Raw genomic sequence first — 22999 nt, 5'->3', positions numbered from 1 at the left:
GGCGTCAATTCATTCCTCGATCAGGGTTAAGGCGGGCGCCTTGATCAAGGCGCCCGCCTGCTCGGGCCCTTAGAGCTCTGCAGCCTCTGGGCGGGTGGATGCAGATGTCACAGACAACCTGCTTGCCCCCGAACAGCCTGCTCAAACCCGGAGTGGGCGTTCAGACAGGCCTGGTTGAACGCGGGCGGCCCTTCGCTGGCGAACCGGTTCAGGCTCCCGCCGCCGCCGGCAGAGCGTGCGCCGAAGGGGATGCGGATCTCGATCCGCGTGCTTCGGGCTTCAAAGTCCCCCACGCCCAGACCTGACAGCCCGGTTTCAAGTTGCACTCTTGCGCCCCAGCCTGTCTGCGCTGCGACACCGATCCGAGCGTCGGCCCGAAGCGCATCGCCGCCATTGAAGCCGCCTTGTTCGTTGATCAGCTCGGCTGCGCGATAATCCCAGACCGCAGCTACGCTCGTATTCACTTCAAGCCAGCCGCCGTCAGAGGTTTCACGGCGCCATGCGATTTCAGGTCCGGCCCGGAACCGGCCCAGGGCGACGCTCTGCTCGGGAATGTCAAAGCCCAGGGAGTCCACATAGCCTTTCTGGCGCTCTTCAAAGTGCGTGATCCCGGCCTGGGGACGCAGACGCCATGGGCCTTTGGCGACCTCGCCGCTGAGATTGGCGCGGACCATCAACCGGTCGGTTTCGAAATCGTCCTGATAAAAGCCGAGCGGATCGACGGTGTTGTCGGACTGGCCGTACAGCGCCATCGCGTCGAGCGTCAGAGATTGGGTCATGCGCCAGACGGTGTAAGGGCCGACCATCCAGCCCTGACCTTCTGTGCGCGCGCCGCGAAGGGCGCCCGCCTCGGCGAAGATTTCGCCCGCACGCTCATCCATCCAGTCATACTGCAGAAGAGCGCCGACGATCAGGTCGTCAGAGAGCTGATAGTCAGCCCCCAGCTGAGCGACGCCGAAATCACTGCTCGCCCGTTCGCCCGCCCGGTTGTCGGATACGCCGGACAATTCTGCGGCGAACCAGACATCCCAGTTTTCAAGCACAGGGCGTTCCGGATTGCCGGGGCCGTTCATGCCGGACGGCGTCTGCGCTGCGGCGTTGCGGGCGCCCGCCAATGAGCCGGCGAGGCTCATCTGATAGCGGCCGGAGCCTTCCACTTGAGCGGCGAAGGCGCCGCGCTGCGTGGTTTCCCGCGCTTCAAACCGGTGTGACAGGTCAGGTGCGGCGTCAATCAGGCGGTCAGCACGACGCAGCATGAAGTTGCGGATGGCGCGTTGGGTGGCCAGACGCACCAGATCTTCATCGCGCGCGTTTTCAAATGTGCACACCAGCGCTTCGTCGGGATCAAGATCGATCACCGCCACGCCCTGTTCGGCGTCAAAGCTGGAGCCGCCATCAAGATCACCCGCACAACTGATGGCGTTCACACGCCAGCCTTGCGGGATGCTTTGGGTGAGCGTGTAGGTCCCCGACATCAGCTCGGAGATCTCAGCCTGCGCCGAGCCGGTGCGCGGGGTCAGGGTCAGACCGTCAAAATCCGCGATGTCGCTGGCATAGGTGAAGCTGGCGTCGCCGGACAGACCAGACGCCGTGCTGGCGACCAAAGTCAACGAACCGTAACGCGGTTCAAGCGACAGGGAGATGGGAATCTCGATGATGATCGTTTCCTGGATTGAGGCAGACGGCGCACTGGCGCTGGAGGTCCCCGAGGCGCTTTCGCGCACAACCGTCACCGTGCCGGTGTAATCGCCCGGCGGCAGGTCATTGACCGCATCGGTGACTTCCACCGTGAAATCGATATCGCCCAGCGGCGGCACGACGCCGCTATCAGGCGTGACGATCAGCCAGTCCACATCAGCGAAGGCGCGGAACGGAATGGCTTGAGAGCCTGGATTGGTCACTTTGGCGCCCGCGGAAACCGTCGTGGGGTCCGCTGTCTCGGCTGTGACTTCCACGACCACTTCTGTGGGGGGCGCCACAACTTCCACACTTAGGACGGCGCCGAGACTGCCATTTCCCGCGGCGTCTTTGGCGGCGCCAGCAGCCAGAGTGATCTCGATTGAGCCGACGGTGCGAGGCGTGACGGTCACGCTGTAACGACCCTCGCCCAGTGAAACGAGGTCAGTCGCGTCCGCATTGGTGAACGACAGAGACTCCAGCGCGAAGCCGGTGACGGGTTCGCCAAACTCGATGGACAGCGCGAAGGCGCCTTCGACGGTCTCGCCGGGACCGCTCAGCACGGGCGAAGGCGCGTCAGCGTCCACTTTGACGGAGAAGTCCTCAGTCGCCAGAGAGCCGTTGCCCGCCGCGTCCATCGCCGCGCCTGCGGCCAGACTTACGGTCACGGTGTCTGCGCCATCAGGCGTCACCGTGGCGGAATATGTTGCGCCAGATCCAGTCAGATCGCTGGCGACCGCGCCGATAACCGCAAGATCATCAAGCGCAAATCCGCTGACAGGCTCGGAAAAGGTGATCGTCAGATCAAAAGGGCCGGACGCGATGTCTCCGATAGAGGCGGACAGGCTGGCCGTCGGCGCGGCGGTGTCCGCCATCACAGAGAGGCTATTTGAAGCAGTGTTGCCATTGCCGCCCACATCCGACGTCGCATTCGCCCTGACCTCTACCGTCACGGGACCATCCGCGCTCGGCTTGATCTCTGCGGTGTACTGAGCGGGGCTGACCGCATTGAAACTCGAGACAACGCCATTGCTCACAGACAGACCGTCTGCGCTGAAACCGTTGACGGCCTCGCTGAACTGGATGGTGACAGAGAAGGCGCCGGTCACAGCGCGGCTCGCGCTGCTTGAAAGGGTCACGCTTGGCGCTTCAGCGTCATTTGTCATCACGATGGTGTTGTTGTTCACACCCGTGGCGCGGGTGCCCGTAAGAGCGTTCCCGGCAGAGTCGGTGATGGAGTTGCCAGGCGCGATGGCTAGAGAAACCGACCCGTTCAGGTTCGCCAGATCACCATTGGCGAGGGTGACCAGATAATAATCCGGCTTGCTGAGGGTATGGGTGATGGTCGGGGTGGCGGTCGTTCCAGTGATCACAAGATCTGCTGCTGTGAGCTGGTTTTGAGGCAGTTCTTCGCTGAACGTCACACGCCAGGAGACCGTGTCGGCGTCCGTGGGCGAGACTGTTCCGGGATCCAGGTCAACGCTGGCGATCGTCGGAGCTGTGTTGTCGAGAAAATAGCTGTTACCGTAGGTTCCCGTCGGGACGGCCGTGGCCATGGCGTTGCCGTAGTCATCAACAATGCCGTTATTGAGCACGACCCGGACCATGCCATCCAGGTCCGCCAGATCGCCGCCCGAGGCCGTGACGTAAAATCCGATGGAATACCGCGTGACGCTGAGTGTTGCAGTCGTTCCCGTCAGCGTGAAGTCCGACGGCGCCAGGCTCATCGAGTCGGAAATCTCGGAAAAATTGAAATCCCAGGTCAGGCTGTCGGCATTGGTCACCAACGCCGTGGGCGTGTTTTGCGTGATGCTGGCCAGAACCGGCGCCGCATTGCGGACATTATAGCTCTCGTTCGCGCCGCTGGGTGTGGTCACGGTCAGGGAGTTGGACGCGTCGTCTGTGATGTTATGGGAGCTGGAGAGGCCGAGCGATACCGTGCTGTCTGCGACAGAAGCCAGATCGCCGCCCGATGCGGTGACAAGAAAGGAAGCGCTTGAAGGGGAGCCGCTGGGCGACGCAGACGCCGGAGACGCAAACGCTCCTGGTGAGCTTGTCGTGTCGACTGTCGTCACTGTGGCGGTCGTGCCGCTAACCGTGAAATCGTCTGCCGAGACATTCCGAACCAATTCGCTAAAGCTCACACGCCATGTCAGAGAATCCGCGTTGGTGTTTTCGGTGGCCGGGGTGGAGCGCACGATGGAGGTGACGGTCGGCGCGGCGCTATCATTGACCATCTGGATGGTGTTGTTGTTCGTCCCGTTGACGGTCGTGCTGACGAGCGCATTGCCCACTGTGTCGCTCATGGCCGCTCCAGGGGCGAAGCTCAGCGCGACCGAACCGTTCATCGTAGCGATATCGCCATTGGCAAGCGATATTTCATAAGTGGAATCCGTGACGTGGCTGACAGTGGGAGTGGCCGTGGTGCCGGACACTTGAAAATCGGCGCTGGTGATGGAGCTCGGGTTCATCGCCTCGTTGAAGGTGACCAGCCAGGAGACGACATCGGCTCCGGTGGGAGTGGTCGTGCCCGAGTACAGGTCGATGCTGGTGACCGTCGGGGCGGCGTTGTCGACGACAAAGCTGTTGTCATTGGTCCCGGACGGCGCGCCTGTCGCCATGGCGTTGCCGTACTCGGTCACGAAGCCATTCTTGAGGCTGATGGAGACTGTGCCGTTCAGGTTTGCCAGATCTCCGCCGGTGGCGGTGACATTGAATCCATCTGGATACCGGTTGACGACGAGGCTGGCCGTGGTTCCGGTCAGCGTGAAGTCCGCCGCCGTCAGACTCATCGAGTCAGGGATCTGTGAGAACTCGAATTCCCAGATCAGGGCGTCCGAATTCGTGAGTTCTTGGGACGGGGCTGCGCGCGTGATGCCGGCCAATACGGGCGCCAGATTGTTCACGTTATAGTGCTCGTGCGCGCCGCTGGGCGTCGTGCTCGACAGGGCGTTGCTCGCCAGGTCGGTCAGATCCCGGCCGGCTGAAAAGCCCAGGGAAACCGTGGTGTGAGAGGCGGAATCGCTCAGATCAGCCAGATTCCCGCCCGAAGCCGTGACGTCATAGACAGAGGTGGACACCGCGTTCACCGACAAAGACGCCGTCGTGCCGGTCACGGCGAAGTCGGCAGCGTCCACATTCTGCATGGCTTCGTCAAAGCTGACCCGCCAGGTCAGGGAGTCCGCGTTGGTCGCTTCGGCTGCAGGCGTCTGCCGGACGATGGAGGTGGGTCTCGGGGCGGTGGTGTCGGGCAAGCCCGGGCAATCAGAGTCGTAAAGAGAGGCGTTAAATTGATACAAGGCGCGCACCAGCGAGGCGGTGGTGTCGGCGGTGTCGCCCACATTCAGATCAAAGCCAGCATCTTCGTTACGCAACATGACCGTGAATAGACCGACGGCCGGGTCGGCGTTGGTCGCCACAGAGCGGATTGCGTTCGGGTTCGCATAAGGAATGGTGATCGCGATGCTGTTGCGTCCCAGCACCGTCTTATTGTGGTCCAGCAGGTAATAGTGCCAGAGATCGCGACCATCGCCTGTGTCGTTGGTGGTGGAGGTCGGAATATAGGCTCTGACGTCGAATATGGTTGGGTTCGAGGCCGTGCATGATCCGTCGGTTCGCAGCGTCACGGAAAAGACCTGCTGCGCCAGACTGGCGGCTGTACCGGTCAGCGCGATCAAGCTGGCGATAGCGCCTGTGGCGATTGTGCGATGTAGTCTAGAAAGCATGACGCCCTCCCCCCAATGGCTGGCGGCGGCGCACGATGGACGGGCGGACCGCACGCCGTCCGCAGGCCCGGTCAAGGTCCTGCGGATCAACGCCTGTTTCGATATGCAGGCGACAATGATCAGGGGGCGGAGCCGCGCAATCGCCCGTTCGGGTGAGTGAGCGGTTTGTAAGGCGCATCAGATGGTTAACGTGTTCTTTACTTCTGCCTATGTGTCCGTTTCGCCTCACCCTTTCGGGTGAGTGGGCCCCAAATGACCGCGTTGACACGGGGCCTGCGCCACCTATGGTCCACTCATCTTCATAAGGAGGATCCAGGCGCGCCTGGACGCCGCACATAATGGCTCAAAGACCCGCCAGGCTCGTCATTATCGACGATCATCGGATGTTCGCAGACGGCTTCGTCGCGCTGAATGATGCATCAGCGCGGCCTTACGACATTCACGTGTATGACGCGCCAGAGGTGTTTCTGAAGGCTTTGACGAACGGCCTGTCGCCCGATCTGTTCATTCTGGATCTGGTGATGAAGCAGATGAACGGATTGGCGCTGCTGTCAGCCTTGCGCCAGCAGGGCTCCAAGGCGCCTGTCCTGATGCTGTCGGGCATGGCGGATGCGCCGCCGCTGGCGGAAATGCGGGCGCTCGGCGCGAACGGGTTTCTGCACAAGAGCGCCGGACAGGATGATCTTCTGGACGCCATCGAGACCTTGCTGGCGGGCGGGACGCTGTTTGACCTAGAAGCCTCGGAAGACGCGGAGGGTCTTGCCTCGGATTTCCAGGCCCCGGTGCTGGCGGCGCGCCAGCAACAGGTTCTGGCCCTGATCGGTCAGGGCGCGACGAACCGCGATATCTCTGAAACGCTGGGCATCAGCGAGAACACGGTGAAGTCTCATTTGCGCGCCCTGTACGAAACCCTGGGCGCCAATACCCGTACGGGCGCAGTCCGCAAGGCTCAGCAGCTCGGCCTGATCTAGACGCGAATCTGGTGGGCTTGCGCGGTCGCGCTGGCGATCAGCGCACGCAACTGGTCAGGATCAGCCGGTTTGGCCAGGACGCTTAAGTCCGCCTCGGTTCCGGCAGCGTCAAACCCCGTCAAATCGCCTGTCAGCAGCACGGCCGGAAAGCTCTGTCCAACCGCCTCGCGCACCTGACCCAGGGCCGTGACGCCATCGGCGCCGTCGCCAAGTCGCTTGTCGATGACCGCGAAGTCCGGCGTCGCCGCCAGCAGGGCGATAAAGGTCAAGGCTTGCTCGGCGCTCTGCGCTGCGATGACGCGGCAGCCCCATTCGGTCAGCAGATGGGACAGGCCGTCGCGCACGGCGACGTCATCCTCGATCACCAGTACAAGCGGGGAACCGCCGAGAGCGACAGGCGACACGCTTGCCGCGGGCTCGACGCCCTGCACGGTGTCTGGATGCGTGGACGGCAGCGTCAGGCCTGCACGGGTCCCGGCGCCGGGTGCGCTGATGAAATGCAACGGCGCCTCTAGCGCGGCTGCGAGACTTTCCACGATCGACAGGCCCAATCCCAAACCGTCGCCGCCTTCGGAATCAAGTTGGACATAGGCGTCAAAAATGCGCGCATGATCCGCCTCCGAGACGCCGGGGCCGCTGTCGATGACCTCGACGATCACCTCGCCCCCGCTCTCGCGCGCCCAGATCTCAACGCGACCGCCGGTCGGTGTGAACTTGACGGCGTTGGCGGTCAGATTGCGCACCACCCGCGCCAGCAGCGCAGGGTCTGTATAGGCGGCCATGTCTGAGCCGCAACGTCGCAAGCTGACGCCGCGCTGCGCGGCTTCGTTTTCAAACACCGAGCAGATATCATCAAGCAGAGGGGTGAGGGCGACGGAGTGCTTCTGTGCGCGCACGGCACCGCCTTCCAGGCGGGCGCCTTCCAGAACTGCATCCAGCAATTCCTTCTGGCTGCGCCAGGCCGCCTCGATCCGGTTCAGCATGTCATGCTGCTCGGGCTTGTCGAGATAGGCCCGGAGCGCGGTCATCAGAAACCCTTGCGCTTGCAGGGGTTGGGACATGTCATGGCTGGTCGCCGCGAGCAGGCGCGATTTGGCGAAATTGGCCTTCTCCAATTCCTCGGTCTTGGCCTGCAAGCGTGCGCTGAGCTTGCGTTGACGCTCCGCCGCCAGGGTCTCTCGGGTCTGGATTTCAGCCCGGGCGCTGACGAGCAGGCCAAATCCGTAAAAGAACAGAAGGCCAATTCCGATCCCTCTGACAGGTCCGTCCAGCGCAACAAGCCAATAGAGAGAAAACGGGACCATCATCGCCGTCGAGAGGCTGACGAAAGCAGGGCGGTACTCTGCGCTGGGAGCCATGCCGCCCAGCGTAATGGAGCACACGATGTTCAAGGTGATGAACAGGCGCAGCAGCGAGTCCTGGTCGAGATATCCTATGGCCAGCGCAGACCAGGTCAGGCCTGTCGCAGCGGCGATTAGCGTGTGGCGATTCAGGTAAGCCCGGGCGTTCGCGTCTGTGAGCCCGTTTCGCGTCGTCAGATGGGAGTGCAGCCAGACGATGCTGACCATAATGGATGTGCTGGCGAACCACAGCGCGCTGTAGAGAAAATCCCCCGCCAACATCATCAGCACCGCAAGGTAGACGATGACCGATTCAACAATCAGACATGACGAGGTGTTGCGTTCGACGAGCAGCCGCGCCTGAGCCAGATGCAGTTTCGGGGAGTCTGCGGCTTGGCTGCTGTCTGACATGGTGTTCCTTCGCGCGTCCGCTGTTGTCCGCCAGGCGCTGACTGGAGTGTGTCCAAGCTGAGGGCGTCGTGCAATCGCCCTAACGGGCGGGTCAGCGTCTACTTTTGCAGGTTTTCCACTGCGGCGGCGTGGGCGGCGTCGTCAAGCGTGTAGCCTGAGGCGATCCAGGCGGTCAGGGCCAGGCAAGCCGCTGGAAACAGGCTGATGAACATACGTGATATGATCGCCGGGTCTTCAGCCTGCGAGGCTGCGGCCTGAAACAGCGTGAAACCCGCCGCTACGATGATGACTGCGAGCCCGCTGGCGATTTTCTGCACCAGCGTCATCAGTCCGAAGGCGCGAGCTTCAATGCGCTCTCCGGTCAGGGAATGACCATGGTCCACCGTATCCGCCATCATGGACCACAACATCACCGGAATTGCGGCGAGACCCGCGCCCGCCACAATTAAACCCGCCAGAACCATCCAGGCTGAACTCGCCGCCATGAGAGACGTCAAGGCGATCGCTGCGACAAGCGCGCCAATGACCAGCGCGTCCCGTTTGGATCTGAGCCGGGCCATAAGGGGCCAGACGGGGGCGGCGAGAATGGTCGCGAGCGTCGGGGCGGCGAGGGCGAGCGGGATGAAATCGGTCATCATCGGCGACGCGTTGACGAAATACACAAGCGACGCCGTGAACGCGCCAAACCCAAGCATCGCCGTCACCATCACACCCAGCAGCTGCTGGAAGGGGCGGTTCGCCTTTACAGACCGGACAAGTCCCTGAAGCGCCAGATGGATGGGCCTGTCCGCCTGGCGACAAAGGGGCGCAATTCCAGGATCCGTCAGCCCGCGCCCCGTCAGCAGCAGCGCCCCTGTCGCGAGCAAGCCGAACACAGCGGCCGCCAGCGTGTATGCCGCCGCGCCGTCGCCAAACCTGATGACAATCAAGGGGGTTGCTATGGCCACGCTCAAGCCGCCCAGCCCGGCGCCCACAACACGCGCCGCCGTCAGAGCGTCACGTTGGGACGATTGCAGGCTCAACCGGGTCGGCAACGCATTATAGGGCATGCTGGCGAGGCCGAAGGCGGTGCGGAACAGCAAATGGGTGAGCAAGGCCCAGACCGCTTTGAGCCAGAGCGGTCCATCAATGCTTGTGAACAACAGGACGTAGCTGATCCCGATGAAAGGTGCGACGAGGCTGATCATTTTGAGATAGCCGAAGCCCTGCGCCATCTTGCGATCCGCCAGGGCTGCGAAGACCGGATCGGTGACGCCGTCCCAAATGAGGCCCAGCAAGATGAGGCCGCCTGCGAGCAAAGGCGGCAAGCCGATAATGTCAGTATAGAAATATAGCAGAAAGAGCGCTGCGCCCTGCCAGAATATCAAGAACGCCACATCGCCTGCGCCATAGAGCACAGAGGTTTTAATCATGGCCGCATGCCCCCTTCGCCGCGGAGAGGCTAGCGTTGTTTTTGATCCGGCGCATAGCCGTTTTCAGCGTCGGGGCGTCAGCTGCGTCAGGGGGATAGGCGCTCGCTCGGGATCGAGATCATCCATACGCCGTCAATATGTCCTACGATCTGGCCGCCCAGAGCATCGGCGTCTGATCGAGTCAGACATCCCGCGAGCGTTCGCATGTGATCGAGATAGGCGGCCGTCGCGCGAGCCTCGCCCAAGCGGCGGCATGGCGCGCCAGCGACAGGATAGCCGTCTCCGAAGGCGTTCACGCTGTCAGGAAAAGACCCGCCTTGTCCTGCCCCCGCCCGTGCAGGCTGCGTTGAAGCGCAACCTGCCAGCACGCCTGTGGTGATCAGTATCGTGGCGGTCAGAAGGGTGGAGCAGAAATGGAGCATGCTGCAACTCTCCGGCGGGCTCGAGCATGCTGCATCCAGAAGCTTTCAATTGGAAGCGATCACTGCCAGAGCGTTTGCGGATCGTCGAGCGATGGGAACTGTAAAGTTGTGTTGCGATTTGGCAACTTTCTAATCAACTACCTGATTAAGCTTACCAAAAAAGACTTGAAATTGGATGTGTGAACAACCTTGCAAGAAGCGGGATGCTTACGGTTGAAAGTAATTCTGGTCAGCGCGCGATGGTTTCTCTAGATCGGCATAATCATAATCAATTGGAGAGCGCTAAAAGATGAGTCTCAAAAAACGAGTTCTCGCGAGCACCATGTTGTCCGCAGCCATGGGCGTCGCCATGGGCGGCATGGCCAGCGCGCAGGTGGATCGCATTGTCGTCACCGCCACCAAGACCGAACAGGATTCCCAGAGCATCCCTGTCGCCGTCTCCGCGATCGGCGCTGATGATCTGGCCGAACTCGATGTGGATGTCTTTGCCGATTATCTGGTCCAGTTGCCCGGCGTCACCGCTGGCGGCAGCGGTCCGGGTCAGAACACGATTTACATTCGTGGCATCGCCTCGACGACTCCGAACCTGACGACGGCCGGCGTCGCCGGCCTCGCGCCGAACGTGGCGTTCTATCTGGACGAACAGCCGCTGGCGCAGCCAGGTCGTAACCTGGATGTTTACGCTGTGGACCTTGAGCGCGTGGAAGTGCTGCCGGGTCCGCAAGGCACGTTGTTCGGCGCCTCCTCACAGGCCGGCACCGTCCGCATGATCACCAACAAGCCTCTGCTGGGTGTTTATGAGGCCGCCGCCAATTTCGGTCTGTCTTTCACCGAGGGCGGTGAAGAGAGCTACTCCACCGATGTCATGGTCAACCTGCCGGTGGGCGACAATTTCGCGCTCCGCATGGTGGGCTTCTGGGACCAGCAGGGCGGCTATATCGACAACGTCGCCGGCACCGTGAACACCTCGGAATCCGCACGCTTCCGTCCGTCCGGCACCGTTCGCTCCAACGGCGTTCCCGTGAACGCCAATCGCGGCGGCTTCCAGGCTGGCGCGGATCTGTCCGCCGTCACCTTCATCGACGCGGACAATTCTGCGCTCGTTGAAGATGATTTCAACGACACGACCTATTCGGGCTTCCGGATTTCGGGTCGCTACGAGTTCAATCCTGACTGGCGTCTGACCGTGTCGGCCATGAGCCAGCAGCTCGACACCGACGGCGTCTTCTTCCAGGATCCCGAGCTCGAGGACTACGACGTCCAGCGCTATAACGACGAATTCCTGGAAGATGATTTCGTCAACGCGTCCTGGACGCTCGAAGGCCGCCTGGCGATGCTGGACGTGGTCTATACCGGCGCGTTCACGGATCGTGATTCCGAGCAGGTCATCGACTACACCGAATACATGTTCGTGGGTCAGTACTTCCCATACTACACCTGTGAAGGCTCTGTGACCTATCCCGGCGCGGCTGCGCCGTCGGGCACTTGCTACAGCCCGGAATCGGTTGTGGGTTCCACCACCAACACCACAGTGGAAAGCCATGAGCTGCGCTTCAACACGCCGCAAGACCAGCGCTGGCGCGTGACGGCGGGCGGCTTCTACTCCAGTACGGAAGTTGAAGAGCGCAACGACTTCACTTATTTCGGCAGCGTTGACGCTGATCCGTTCGGTCCGTTCGCTCCTAACTTCCCGTTCCAGACCGGGTTCACGTCTGATGACGGTCCTTTCCCGGAGCCTGTGATCTTCCGCAACGACGTCAAGCGCACCGACGAGCAGCTGGGTCTGTTCGGCGAGGTCAGCTATGACCTGGTTCCGGGCGTGTTCGCCGTGACGGCGGGCGCTCGCTATTACGACATCGAAGTGGATCTGGCCGGCAGTGCGAACGCGTCGTTCTGTAACTCTGGCGGGACCGACGCCAACGCGTTCGGCACCGACATCTCCGACCTGTATAATGGTGATGGCCAGTACACCTTCCGCGGCACCTGCGACACCAGCCGCCACATCACCTATAACGACACCCAGTCCATCGCCGATATTCTGGCGATCGATCCGGCGCTCAGCCAGGCTCAGGCCCAGCAGATCTTCAACGCGGCGCGTGCGCCTGACGTTGCTGCAAGCGAAGGCTCGATCTTCAAGCTGACCGGCACCTGGACGCCTGCGGCTGGCATGCTGTTCTACGCAACCTATTCGGAAGGCTTCCGTCCGGGTCTGCTGAACCGTCCGGGCGGCGCGCCGGGGCCGAATGGCTACACCGTGCCGTTCGCCATCGATTCTGACGAGCTGACCAATTACGAGCTCGGCTGGAAACTCGACCTGTTCGAAGACCAGGTTCGCTTCAACGGCAGCGCCTTCTTCGTCGAGATCGAAGATCTGCAGACGACCATTTTCGACCCGTCCATCGTCAACCTCTTCTTCTCCGATAATGCGGCGAACGCCGAAATTCTCGGCCTTGAAGGTGATGTGACCTGGGCGCCTGCAGATGTGCCGGGCCTTACGGTTTCCAGCGCCTTCTCGATCCTCGACAGCGAGATCACCGAAGTGCTCGTGCCGACCAATGATGTGGTCGTGGGCGAAGAGCTGGCTTATGCGCCGAACCTGCAGCTGAACGCTCGTGCGCGTTACGAGTGGCAGCTTGAAAACACCTGGACGGCGCACGTGCAAGGTCAGGTGATCTATTCGAGCGACAGCCGTTCGGACATCATCGAGATCAACGCAGCAGAAGTTGAGGGTTATGCAACGCTCGGCCTGCGCACCGGTCTGACGTCTGAAAACTGGAGCGCTGAGCTGTTCGTGGACAATGTGACCAACGAAAACGCTGAGCTCGCCAATAACTACATCAACGACCGTGAGCGCGTCACTCCGATGCGTCCGCGGACCTACGGGATTCGCTTCGGCATTTCCTACTAGGACCTGATGACGCCCGGCCCGTATCACGGGCCGGGCGTTCTCACGTATGCGGCGCCCCATTTGGCATGGGGCGCCCATCGTGTTTTATGGAGACGTGATGTCCACTGACGACCCGCACTCACTGGCCCTGCGCGCCGCTGAAACGCACATGCGTTCGGGCGCCTTCGAGTTGGCGCTCAAAGCGCTGCAGCCGGTGTTGCAGGCCGATCCTGATATGGTGGACGCCCTCTATCTGGCGGCGGTCTCTCAGCGTTATCTGAAACAGACAGACGCTGCGCGTGCGACGCTTGACCATTTGCTGCAGGTCGCCCCGGATTTCGGGCGCGGGCTGCAAGAAGGCGGTCATCTGCATCGTGATCGTGGAGAGATCGACCTGGCGCTGCAGAGTTACCGTGCTGCAGTGCGCGCCAATCCGGCCCTGCATGCCGCCTGGATGGCGCAAGCTGAAATTCTGAGCGCCAGCGGACTGGGTGATGAAGCGCGCATGGCGCAGCTTCAGGCGGAGCAGATCAAGGCTTTGCCGCCCGCGCTTCAGGCGGCCATGCACCATCTTCACGAAAACCGTCTGTTGAAGGCGGAAAGCCTGTGCCGGTCCTGGCTGACGCAGCATCCCAAGGATGTCGCCGGCATGCGGCTGCTGGCCGAAATCGGCTCGCGCCTGGGCGTTCTGGAAGATGCGGAATTCCTGCTTGAGAGCGCCGTATCGTTTGAGCCTGACAACGCAGATTTGCGGGTCGATTATATCCGTATCTTGCGCAAGCGTCAGAAGTTCGAGAAGGCGCTGAGCGAGGCGCAAGCGCTTTATGAGCGCGATCCGGAGAACCCCGTGTTCGCCTCCCAGCTCGCCATCGAACGTATGCAGACCGGTGATTATCAAAAGGCGGTCGCCTTGTTTGATGAAGTCCTCGAGCGCGCGCCCGGTGATCCTTCCACCCTGACATCGCGCGGCCACGCCTTGAAAACCTGGGGCCGGTCCGAGCCGGCGATCCAGTCCTATCAGGCGGCCTGTGCGTCTGACCCGGCCCATGGTGACGCCTGGTATGGCCTCGCCAACCTGAAAACCTATCGATTTTCCGCCGATGAGCGCGCTGTCATGCAGCGCGAAGAAGCCCGTGCGGGACAGACGCTTCAGACCCGGATCAACCTCAACTTTTCACTTGGCAAGGCGTTTGAGGACGAAGGTGATTTCGAAGCGGCCTTTGAGCATTACCAGCGCGGCAATGCGCTGAAGACGCGCCAGACCCGGTATACGACCGAGCAGATCCAGGTGGAGTTTGACGCGCAAAAGCAGTTTTGCACGCCCGCGCTCTTCAGCTCTGACGCCCCCATGGGAGAGCCGGCGACTGACCCGATTTTCATTGTGGGTTTGCCGCGCGCCGGCTCGACGCTGCTTGAACAGATCCTGGCGTCCCACAGCCAGGTCGATGGGACGCTGGAGCTGCCCAACATCATCTCGATCAGCCACGGCTTGCGCGGTCGCGACCGGGCCAGCGACAAGACGCGTTATCCGCGCATCCTGTCAGAGCTTGATGAGGATCAGCTGGCCAAGCTCGGGCGCCGCTATCTGGACGAGACCGCCATTCACCGCAAGGGCGCGCCGTTCTTCACAGACAAGATGCCCAACAATTTCCGTCATGTGGGGCTGATCAAGAAGATCCTGCCGCAGGCGAAGATCATCGACGCGCGCCGCCATCCCATGGCGTGCTGCGTGTCGGGCTTCAAGCAATTGTTCGCCGAAGGCCAGGAGTTCACCTACGGACTCGAGGAAATCGGCGCGTATTATCGCGGCTATGTGGACCTGATGGACCATTGGGACGCGGTGATGCCGGGTCAGGTCCTGCGTGTGATCCACGAGGATGTGGTCAGCGATCTGGAGAACCAGGTGCGCCGGATCCTCGACTATTGCGGTTTGCCGTTCGAGCAGGCCTGCGTGGACTTTCACAAGACCAAACGCGAAGTGCGCACCGCCAGCTCCGAGCAGGTGCGCCAGCCCATCAACACCAAAGGCCTTGAGCAGTGGAAGGCGTATGACGCCTGGCTTGATCCGCTGCGTGAGGCGCTCGGCCCTGTCTGTGACGACTGGCGCAGGGATTCCTCGATTGAAATCGCCGTCCGCTCCTAACGAGAGACTGTCCGCCCATGAAAAAGTTTGAACCCGCCGTCTTCATTCCGGCCGCTGTTCTGATCTTCGCCGGTGTCGCCTATGCCGTGCTGGCGGGGGATCAGGCGGAAGCGCTTTTCGGGGATCTGCGCACGCTCATCACCGTGAATGCGGGTTGGGTGTATTCGGTCGGGGTCGGCATTTTTCTGGTCGCCGCCGTTATCGTGGCGCTGTCTGATTGGGGGCGGATCAAGCTGGGGCCAGACGATTCAGAGCCCGAATACGGGTTTCTGGGCTGGTTCGCGATGCTGTTTTCCGCAGGCATGGGCATTGGCCTGATGTTCTTCGCGGTCGCTGAACCGCTGACCCATTACGTCTCGCCGCCCACGGGAGACCCCGAGACGGTGGCGGCGGCCGAGCAGGCGATGGTCCTGACCTTTTTTCACTGGGGGATTCATGCCTGGGCGGTCTATGCGATCGTGGGCCTGAGCCTGGCCTATTTCGCTTTTCGCCATAACCTGCCGCTGACCATCCGTTCCGCGCTCTACCCGCTGATCGGGGAGCGAATTTACGGTCCGATCGGGCATGCCGTGGATGTGGTGGCGATCCTGGGCACGTTGTTCGGCGTCGCGACATCGCTGGGCTACGGCGTCAGCCAGATCAACGCCGGGCTCAATTCGCTGTTTGGCTTGCCGATTTCGCCGCCAGTACAGGTCGGCCTGATCGTGCTGATCACGGCGCTGGCCACCACGTCCGTGCTGGCGGGGCTGGATGCGGGCATCAAACGGCTCAGCGAGTTGAACTTGTTTCTCGCCATTGGCTTGATGGTGTTCGTCTTCATCGCCGGGCCGACCCTGTTCCTGATCGGCGCCTATGTTCAGAACATCGGCGATTACGTCGATCAGCTGGCGCTTCTGACGTTCAATGTCGACGCCTATGGCGACGGCGTGTGGGTCAATGACTGGACGCTGTTTTACTGGGGCTGGTGGATTTCCTGGTCTCCGTTCGTGGGCATGTTCATTGCGCGTATTTCACGCGGCCGGACCATCCGGGAATTCATTCTGGGCGTTCTGTTCGGCCCGACCCTGTTCACTTTCCTGTGGATGACGATCTACGGCAATACGGCCCTGTTGCAGGCGGTGAGCGGCACGGCCGAGCCTTTACTGCAGCTGGTGCGGGACGGGGATACGCCTCTGGTCTTGTTCACCTTCCTGGAGAGCTTGCCGTTCAGCGCCATCACCTCGGTTCTGGCGATCATTCTGGTCACCACCTTTTTCGTCACCTCATCGGATTCCGGCTCGCTGGTGAAAGCCACGCTGGCGTCGGGCGGGGCGCTGACACCGCCGCTCTGGCAGCGGTTCTTCTGGGCGGTTCTGGAGGGCGTCGTCGCGGCGGTTCTGCTGTTGACCGGTGGATTGGCGGCCTTGCAATCGGCGACAATCGCGGCGGCTTTGCCTTTCACCTTCGTGATCTTCCTTGCTTTTATCGGGCTCATGCGCGCCTGGTCGATGGAGACGGCGCGACGCGCCGGTGTGAAATCCGCGCCGCAATTGCCCGTCGAGGGCGCCGCCGTGCCCTGGCGCACCCGGCTCAAGCTAATGTTCTCCACGCCCAAACCGGAAGATGTCCGGTTCTGGATGAAGGAGGCGGTGGAGCCTGCCTTTCAGGACGTGATTCCGGAAATGGAGGGGCAGGGGCTGAGCGCGCGGATCGAGTGGAGCGAGGATGAAGATCGCGTCTGGCTGACCGTTTCGCACGGTGAGCAGCCCGACTTCATCTATGGCGTTGAGCTGAAAAACTATGAAGAGGCGCCCGCGCCCGGATCAAGCCTCACTCAGCAGAACTCTCGCGGGGAAGTCTTCCTGACCGAGGGCGGCCAGCATTACTGCATCTACGGCTATTCCAAGACGCAGGTCATTCGCGACCTGATTCGCCATTTCGAGCGTCACCGTCAGTGGATCCACCATCTGGTGAATGTGAATTAGCGTCGTCCGAGATGGACAGATCAGACCAGGTCGCCGGATTCAGTGACGATCTGAAAGGCTGACGCCGCATGCGATAGCCGAACCGAGGTCAGGGGGGAATCCCGGAATCGGGTCTGCCGCTCAATCACGAAGACGGGCTCTGACTCGGTCAGCCCCAGATGGGTCTGGTCGATGGCGTGCGCCAGTTCGGCGCGCAACGCGGTCCGGATGAAGGAATACGGCGCCCGCTGGACCAGCCATTCATTGGGGCTGACCGTATCAAACGGGGCGTCCGCCGCTTCTGGCACCGTATCAAGATTGATCAGCCGGTCTTCCAGCTGGAAGGGCTTGCCGTCGCTCAGATGCAGACAGCGCACATGCCGGAGCGGCGCGCCCTTGAACAGGGCCTGGTCCAGTGGCGATGACGCACCGTCATCCACACAAATGCGCCGGTAGCCGTAGACAGCGCCACGCGCTTCGATCTCATGACGCACGATCGGAATGGTCAGCGTGGATCGGTGTCCGCGCCGGTCCACCACGCGCGTGCCAGCGCGGCGCTTGCGCTCGATCAGTCCGGCTTCGGACAAGCTCGACAAGGCGCGCCGGATCGTGCCGCGGGCGACACCGAATTCTTCGGCCAGATCATCCTCGCGCGGCAGGGTGTGACCGGCCGGCCAGGTCTGGTCGTTGATCCGACGCAACATCTCGGTGCGGATGGTTTCATACGGGTGCATGACGCCCTTTTAAGCACGCTCGTCACAAGAGCAAAGCCTGGCTTGATCCCCGCTTTTTATATGTATAGACATAATGGGAGCGCAGATGGGCCTATCATGAAACTTTTCACCGATCTTGTGTTGGCCGGCTTTGACGCCTCCACGCCCTATGGGCGCATAGACGCGGGCGTTTTAGTGATTGAGGACGGCGCCATCATATTCAGCGGCGCGCGATCGGACCTGCCTGATCGCTATGATGAACTGACGCCCATTTCGCTGGGCGGGCGCCTCGTCACACCCGGCCTGATCGATTGTCATACCCATCTGGTGTATGGCGGTAGCCGGGCGCATGAGTTCGAGCTGCGCCAGTCGGGCGCCAGCTATGCGGACATCGCCAAGGCGGGCGGCGGCATCGCCTCCACTGTGGCGGCCACGCGAAAGGCCAGCGACGAGGCGTTGATCGAACAGGCGCTGCCTCGTCTGGATCGCTTGCTCGCAGACGGCGTCACCACCGTAGAGATCAAGTCCGGTTATGGTCTGGACCGCGACACAGAGCTCAAACAGCTGCGCGTGGCACGCCGTCTGGTACAGTTGCGCGCTGTGCGGGTTGTGACGAGTTTCCTGGGCGCGCACGCCATCCCGAAAGGCATGGAGGCGGACGCCTATATCGATACGGTCTGCATCCCCACGCTCAGGGAGGCCGCCGCCGAAGGTCTTGTCGACATGGTCGACGGGTTTTGTGAGTCCATCGCCTTTTCGCCCGCCCAGATCGCGCGCGTCTTTGATGTGGCGGTCGAGCTGGGCTTGCCGGTCAAGCTGCATGCCGAGCAATTGTCTGATCAGGGCGGCGCTGCGCTGGCGGCCCGCTATGGCGCGAAATCCGTCGAACATCTTGAATATATCAGCGATGAAGATGTGCGGGCGCTGGCTCAGGCGGGCAGCGTCGCCGTGATGCTGCCCGGCGCCTTCTACTTTCTCAAAGAGATTCAGAAACCGCCTATCGACTCTTTCCGGCGGGCTGGCGTGCCTCTGGCCGTATCGACAGACTCAAATCCCGGCTCCTCGCCCATGACCTCGCTCCTGCTGGCGATGAACATGGCGGCGACCTTGTTCGGCCTGACCCCGGAAGAAGCCTTGCGGGGGGTGACGGTGAACGCCGCCCAGGCGTTGGGCCAGGACCGGCTGGGCCGACTGGCGGAGGGCTATCTCGCCGATTTCGCGGTCTGGGACGTCACCGACCCGGCTGAACTGACTTACCGCATGGGCGACGCTCCGCTGCATGCCCGCTATCTGGGAGGCGAACTGTGCTGACGCCCGGTTCCGTAACGCTCAATACGCTTGAGCATATCTGGCGCGAAGGCGGCGCTATCCGCCTTGATCCCGCCGCGCGCGACGGCGTGCGCCGCTCCGCCGGTCAGGTTGAGGCCGCCGCGCGCGGCTCTGAGGCTGTTTATGGCGTCAACACCGGCTTCGGCAAGCTGGCTTCGATCCGCATTGCGCCCGAAGACACCGCCGCCTTGCAACGCAATCTGATCCTGTCTCATTGCTGCGGGGTGGGCGAAGCGACGCCGGAACCCATCGTGCGCCTGATGATGAGCCTCAAACTCATTTCGCTCGGACGCGGCGCGTCAGGGGTGCGTGAAGACCTCGTCAATCTGATTGAAGCCATGCTGGAAAAAGGCGTCCTGCCTGTCGTTCCGGCACAGGGCTCCGTGGGGGCGTCAGGCGATCTGGCCCCGCTCGCTCACATGGCCGCAGTCATGATCGGTGAGGGCCAGGCGTGCTATCGCGGAGAGATTTTGTCTGGCGCTGACGCGCTCACCCAGGCTGGGCTCACTCCTGTCGTGCTGGGTCCCAAGGAAGGGCTGGCGCTGATCAACGGCACCCAGTTTTCAACCGCCTATGCGCTCGCGGGCCTGTTTGAAGCGCGCCATGCGGCAAGAACGGCGCTGGTGACCTGCGCGCTCAGCATGGATGCGGCCATGGCCTCGACGGCGCCGCTTCTGGAAGAGATACACGCCCTGCGCGGCCATCCCGGTCAGATCGCAGCCGCCCGTGTGATGCGCGACCTGCTCGAAGACAGCGAGATCCGTCAGTCTCACCGCACCGATGATCCACGTGTTCAGGACCCGTACTGCATGCGCTGTCAGCCCCAGGTGGTGGGCGCGGCGCTGGACATGCTCGATAACGCCGCGCGCATGCTGGAGCGCGAGGCGAATGCCGCGACGGACAACCCGCTGGTGCTCGCTGATGAGGGTGTCATCGTGTCGGGCGGGAATTTTCACGCCGAACCGGTCGCCTTCGCAGCCGACATGATTGCTCTGGCGGTGTCGGAAATCGGCGCTATCGCCCAGCGGCGCATTGCGCTTCTGGTTGATCCGACGCTCAGTTTTGACCTGCCGCCTTTCCTCGCCGCCGATCCGGGTCTCAATTCCGGCCTGATGATCGCGGAAGTGACCAGCGCGGCGCTTATGAGCGAGAACAAGCATCTCGCCAATCCGTGCTCGACGGATTCAACGCCCACCTCCGCCAATCAGGAGGACCATGTGAGCATGGCCGCCCATGGCGCGCGACGTCTGATGCGGATGACGGCGAACCTCTTTCATATCCTCGGCATCGAGTTGTTCTGCGCGGCTGAGGGGGTGCGCTTCCGCGCGCCGCTAAAAACCAGCGCGCCGCTCTGCGCCGTGCTGGATGTGTTCAACGCCGACATTCGTCCGCTGTTGCAGGACCGGTACCTGGCCCCGGACCTTGAAGCCTCGGCGCGCCTGGTGCGCGGCATGGCGATCCTGGACGCGGCAGGCGTCAAGACCTCAGACCTGGAGAATGTGTGATGACCGATCGCCGCCAGAACGCCCGTGAAGTCCGCCCGCCAGTGGGAACAGAGCTTAACGCAAAATCCTGGCTGACCGAGGCCCCGCTCCGTATGCTGATGAATAATCTGCACCCGGACGTGGCCGAGAACCCCGACGAGCTTGTCGTCTATGGCGGCATTGGCCGCGCCGCGCGGGACTGGAACAGCTTTGACAAGATCGTCGAGAGCCTGAAGGCGCTTGAAGATGACGAGACCCTTCTGGTCCAGTCTGGCAAGCCTGTGGGGGTGTTTCGCACCCATGAAAACGCGCCGCGGGTTTTGATCGCAAACTCCAACCTGGTGCCGCACTGGGCCAATTGGGACCATTTCAACGCACTCGATAAAAAGGGTCTGGCCATGTACGGCCAGATGACCGCGGGCTCCTGGATCTATATCGGTGCTCAGGGCATTGTTCAGGGTACGTACGAAACCTTTGTCGAAGCTGGACGCCAGCATTATGGCGGTGACCTCAAGGGCCGCTGGATCCTGACCGCGGGCCTGGGCGGCATGGGCGGCGCCCAACCGTTGGCGGCCGTGATGGCGGGGGCGAGCTGTCTGGCGATCGAGTGCGACGAGACCCGCATCGATTTCCGTATGCGCACCGGCTATGTCGATGAAAAAGCGACCTCCGTAGACGAGGCGCTGGCGATGATCGACCGCTGGACGAAAGCGGGGGAGGCCAAATCCGTCGGCCTTGTGGGCAACGCTGCCGAGATTGTGCCGGAGCTTTACGCGCGCGGAGTCCGACCGGACATGCTCACGGACCAGACCAGCGCCCATGACCCGCTCAACGGTTATCTGCCGGCGGGCTGGAGCGTGGCGGACTGGCGTGACGCGCGCGAACGCGATCCCAAATCCGTCGAAGCGGCCGCGCGCGCCAGCATGAAAACCCATGTGGAAGCCATGCTCGCCTTCCACGCCGACGGCGTGCCGACACTCGATTATGGCAATAATATCCGTCAGGTGGCGTTGGATGAAGGCGTCGCAAACGCCTTCGACTTCCCCGGCTTCGTGCCCGCCTATATCCGTCCGCTCTTTTGCCGGGGCGTTGGGCCGTTCCGATGGGCGGCGCTGTCGGGCGATCCTGAGGACATCTACAGGACTGACGCTAAGGTCAAAGAGCTGATCCCGGATGATCCGCACCTGCACCAATGGCTCGATATGGCGCGCGAGCGCATCCAGTTTCAGGGCCTGCCTGCGCGCATCTGCTGGGTGGGGCTTGGTCAGCGTCACCGCCTGGGCCTCGCCTTCAACGAAATGGTGCGCAGTGGCGAGCTGAAAGCGCCGGTGGTGATCGGGCGGGACCATCTCGATTCCGGCTCCGTCGCCTCGCCGAACCGCGAAACCGAAGCGATGAAGGACGGCTCGGACGCCGTGTCGGACTGGCCGCTTCTCAATGCGCTTTTGAACACCGCCAGCGGCGCGACCTGGGTCAGCCTGCACCATGGCGGCGGGGTCGGCATGGGCTTCTCCCAGCATTCCGGCATGGTGATCTGTTGTGATGGCAGCGAGGCCGCTGACAAACGCCTCGCCAATGTGTTGTGGAACGACCCGGCCACGGGCGTGATGCGTCACGCTGACGCCGGGTACGAGATTGCGCAGGACTGCGCGCGAGAGCACGGCCTCAATCTGCCGGGCATCCTCTAGGAGCAGCGCATGAGCGTCACGCGCACCCAAGCGCCAGAGTGGACGGGTCGGTTGGACCCTGAGGACGGATCCGATGCGATCCGCCTGCATCAGCTCGTGAAACCGGATGCCAAGCGCGCTGTGATCGGGTTTGCATGCGACGCGGGTGTGAAGCGCAACAAGGGTCGGGTCGGCGCCAGGGACGGCCCCGCCGCTCTGAGACAGGCGCTTGCGAACCTCACAGCGCCTGAAAATGCTCTGAGCTTCGCCGATCTGGGTGATGTCAGCGTTGCGGGTGACGCGCTGGAGGCTGGCCAGGAGACGCTGGCCAACATGATAGCGGACGCCTTGGCCCGGCATGAGCGGCTCGTGGTGCTGGGCGGCGGGCATGAAACCGCTTTCGCGTCTTTCCGGGGGCTGAGACAAGCGCATCCCGACGCCCGGATCGGCATCCTCAATCTCGATGCTCATCTGGATCTGCGTCTGCCCGGCGAGGCGGGCGGATCATCGGGCACGCCCTTCGCCCAGATCCGCGACCTCGACCCTGCAGGCTTTGACTATCTGTGCGTCGGTTATGCCGAAGAGGCGAACACCCAGGCGCTCTTGAAACGCGCTAAAGACTGGGGAGTCGGGCTGGTGCGCGATCATGATCTGATCGCAGACCCGCTGGCGGCGCATGATGGCGTCGCCGCGCTCATTGCGCGCAATGATCTGATCTATCTGACGATTGATATTGATGTTCTCAGCCATTTTCAGGCGCCGGGCGTCAGCGCGCCGGCGGCGCGGGGCGTGCCGCTGTCGACGATCGAGCAGATTATCGCCTTGACCCTGGAAAAAGCAGGCGACCGCCTGGCGCTTGCCGATCTGGTGGAGCT

General features: G+C 62.3%; 12 protein-coding genes. 8 read left to right on the top strand and 4 right to left on the bottom strand.

All coding sequences use genetic code 11. The features are described 5' to 3' along the window. Window positions 1-107: 107 nt before the first annotated feature. Window positions 108-5402 carry an Ig-like domain-containing protein gene (locus B3M53_RS09515; protein WP_286800224.1) on the bottom strand — a complete coding sequence of 1765 codons (5295 nt, stop codon included), beginning with the start codon at window positions 5400-5402 and terminating at the stop codon, window positions 108-110. Window positions 5403-5740: 338 nt separating this feature from the next. Here B3M53_RS09515 and B3M53_RS09510 point away from each other — a divergent pair, with 338 nt between their 5' ends. After that, entirely contained in the window at window positions 5741-6373 is a 633-nt protein-coding gene (locus B3M53_RS09510) for a response regulator (RefSeq protein ID WP_286800222.1), read from the top strand. Here the strand turns inward: B3M53_RS09510 and B3M53_RS09505 are convergent. Next, the gene (locus B3M53_RS09505; RefSeq protein WP_286800221.1) at window positions 6370-8124 is read right to left on the bottom strand and encodes an ATP-binding response regulator; all 1755 of its coding nucleotides are present in this window, start codon (window positions 8122-8124) and stop codon (window positions 6370-6372) included. The genes B3M53_RS09510 and B3M53_RS09505 overlap by 4 nt on opposite strands. A 98-nt stretch (window positions 8125-8222) precedes the next feature. Further along, window positions 8223-9536 (bottom strand): MFS transporter, encoded by a 1314-nt coding sequence (locus tag B3M53_RS09500; protein ID WP_286800220.1) that lies wholly within the window; start codon window positions 9534-9536, stop codon window positions 8223-8225. A gap of 744 nt (window positions 9537-10280) precedes the next feature. Here B3M53_RS09500 and B3M53_RS09495 point away from each other — a divergent pair. From B3M53_RS09495 to B3M53_RS09485, 3 genes are all read left to right on the top strand, one after another. Further along, window positions 10281-12866: a TonB-dependent receptor gene (locus tag B3M53_RS09495; RefSeq protein WP_286800219.1), complete on the top strand. Its 2586-nt coding sequence runs from the start codon at window positions 10281-10283 to the stop codon at window positions 12864-12866. Window positions 12867-12963: 97 nt separating this feature from the next. Beyond that, window positions 12964-14988: a sulfotransferase gene (locus tag B3M53_RS09490; RefSeq protein WP_286800218.1), complete on the top strand. Its 2025-nt coding sequence runs from the start codon at window positions 12964-12966 to the stop codon at window positions 14986-14988. Between the two features lie 17 nt (window positions 14989-15005). Continuing rightward, window positions 15006-16952, top strand: a complete 1947-nt coding sequence (locus tag B3M53_RS09485; protein WP_022701060.1) for a BCCT family transporter — start codon at window positions 15006-15008, stop codon at window positions 16950-16952. Between the two features lie 20 nt (window positions 16953-16972). Here B3M53_RS09485 and B3M53_RS09480 read toward each other — a convergent pair whose 3' ends face one another. After that, the gene (locus B3M53_RS09480; protein ID WP_028284658.1) at window positions 16973-17665 is read right to left on the bottom strand and encodes a GntR family transcriptional regulator; all 693 of its coding nucleotides are present in this window, start codon (window positions 17663-17665) and stop codon (window positions 16973-16975) included. A 96-nt stretch (window positions 17666-17761) separates the two neighbouring features. Here B3M53_RS09480 and hutI point away from each other — a divergent pair, with 96 nt between their 5' ends. The 4 genes from hutI to hutG all read left to right on the top strand — a co-directional run. Further along, window positions 17762-18955, top strand: a complete 1194-nt coding sequence (gene hutI / locus B3M53_RS09475) for an imidazolonepropionase (protein ID WP_286800217.1) — start codon at window positions 17762-17764, stop codon at window positions 18953-18955. Beyond that, window positions 18949-20478, top strand: a complete 1530-nt coding sequence (gene hutH, locus B3M53_RS09470) for a histidine ammonia-lyase (RefSeq protein ID WP_273143873.1) — start codon at window positions 18949-18951, stop codon at window positions 20476-20478. The genes hutI and hutH overlap by 7 nt, the downstream gene beginning before the upstream one ends. Further along, window positions 20478-22145 carry a urocanate hydratase gene (gene hutU / locus B3M53_RS09465; RefSeq protein ID WP_286800216.1) on the top strand — a complete coding sequence of 556 codons (1668 nt, stop codon included), beginning with the start codon at window positions 20478-20480 and terminating at the stop codon, window positions 22143-22145. Before hutH ends, hutU begins: the two co-directional genes overlap by 1 nt. Before the next feature lie 9 nt (window positions 22146-22154). After that, window positions 22155-22999, top strand: an 845-nt coding sequence (gene hutG, locus B3M53_RS09460) for a formimidoylglutamase (RefSeq protein ID WP_286800215.1), incomplete at its 3' end; no start/stop codon positions are given.

Source organism: Oceanicaulis sp. UBA2681, from assembly GCF_002354675.1.
Classification (GTDB): domain Bacteria; phylum Pseudomonadota; class Alphaproteobacteria; order Caulobacterales; family Maricaulaceae; genus Oceanicaulis; species Oceanicaulis alexandrii.
Note: the sequence above shows the minus strand (reverse complement) of the source record. Positions and strands in the feature narration are given on the sequence as shown.

Excerpts from the sequence above, each read along its gene's own strand:
- B3M53_RS09480 (WP_028284658.1), bottom strand. The coding sequence starts at position 17,665 with ATGCACCCGTATGAAACCATCCGCACCGAGATGTTGCGTCGGATCAAC.
- hutI (WP_286800217.1), top strand. The coding sequence starts at position 17,762 with ATGAAACTTTTCACCGATCTTGTGTTGGCCGGCTTTGACGCCTCCACG.
- B3M53_RS09490 (WP_286800218.1), top strand. The coding sequence starts at position 12,964 with ATGTCCACTGACGACCCGCACTCACTGGCCCTGCGCGCCGCTGAAACG.
- B3M53_RS09505 (WP_286800221.1), bottom strand. The coding sequence starts at position 8,124 with ATGTCAGACAGCAGCCAAGCCGCAGACTCCCCGAAACTGCATCTGGCT.
- B3M53_RS09500 (WP_286800220.1), bottom strand. The coding sequence starts at position 9,536 with ATGATTAAAACCTCTGTGCTCTATGGCGCAGGCGATGTGGCGTTCTTG.
- B3M53_RS09495 (WP_286800219.1), top strand. The coding sequence starts at position 10,281 with ATGTTGTCCGCAGCCATGGGCGTCGCCATGGGCGGCATGGCCAGCGCG.
- B3M53_RS09515 (WP_286800224.1), bottom strand. The coding sequence starts at position 5,402 with ATGCTTTCTAGACTACATCGCACAATCGCCACAGGCGCTATCGCCAGC.
- B3M53_RS09510 (WP_286800222.1), top strand. The coding sequence starts at position 5,741 with ATGGCTCAAAGACCCGCCAGGCTCGTCATTATCGACGATCATCGGATG.
- hutU (WP_286800216.1), top strand. The coding sequence starts at position 20,478 with ATGACCGATCGCCGCCAGAACGCCCGTGAAGTCCGCCCGCCAGTGGGA.
- B3M53_RS09485 (WP_022701060.1), top strand. The coding sequence starts at position 15,006 with ATGAAAAAGTTTGAACCCGCCGTCTTCATTCCGGCCGCTGTTCTGATC.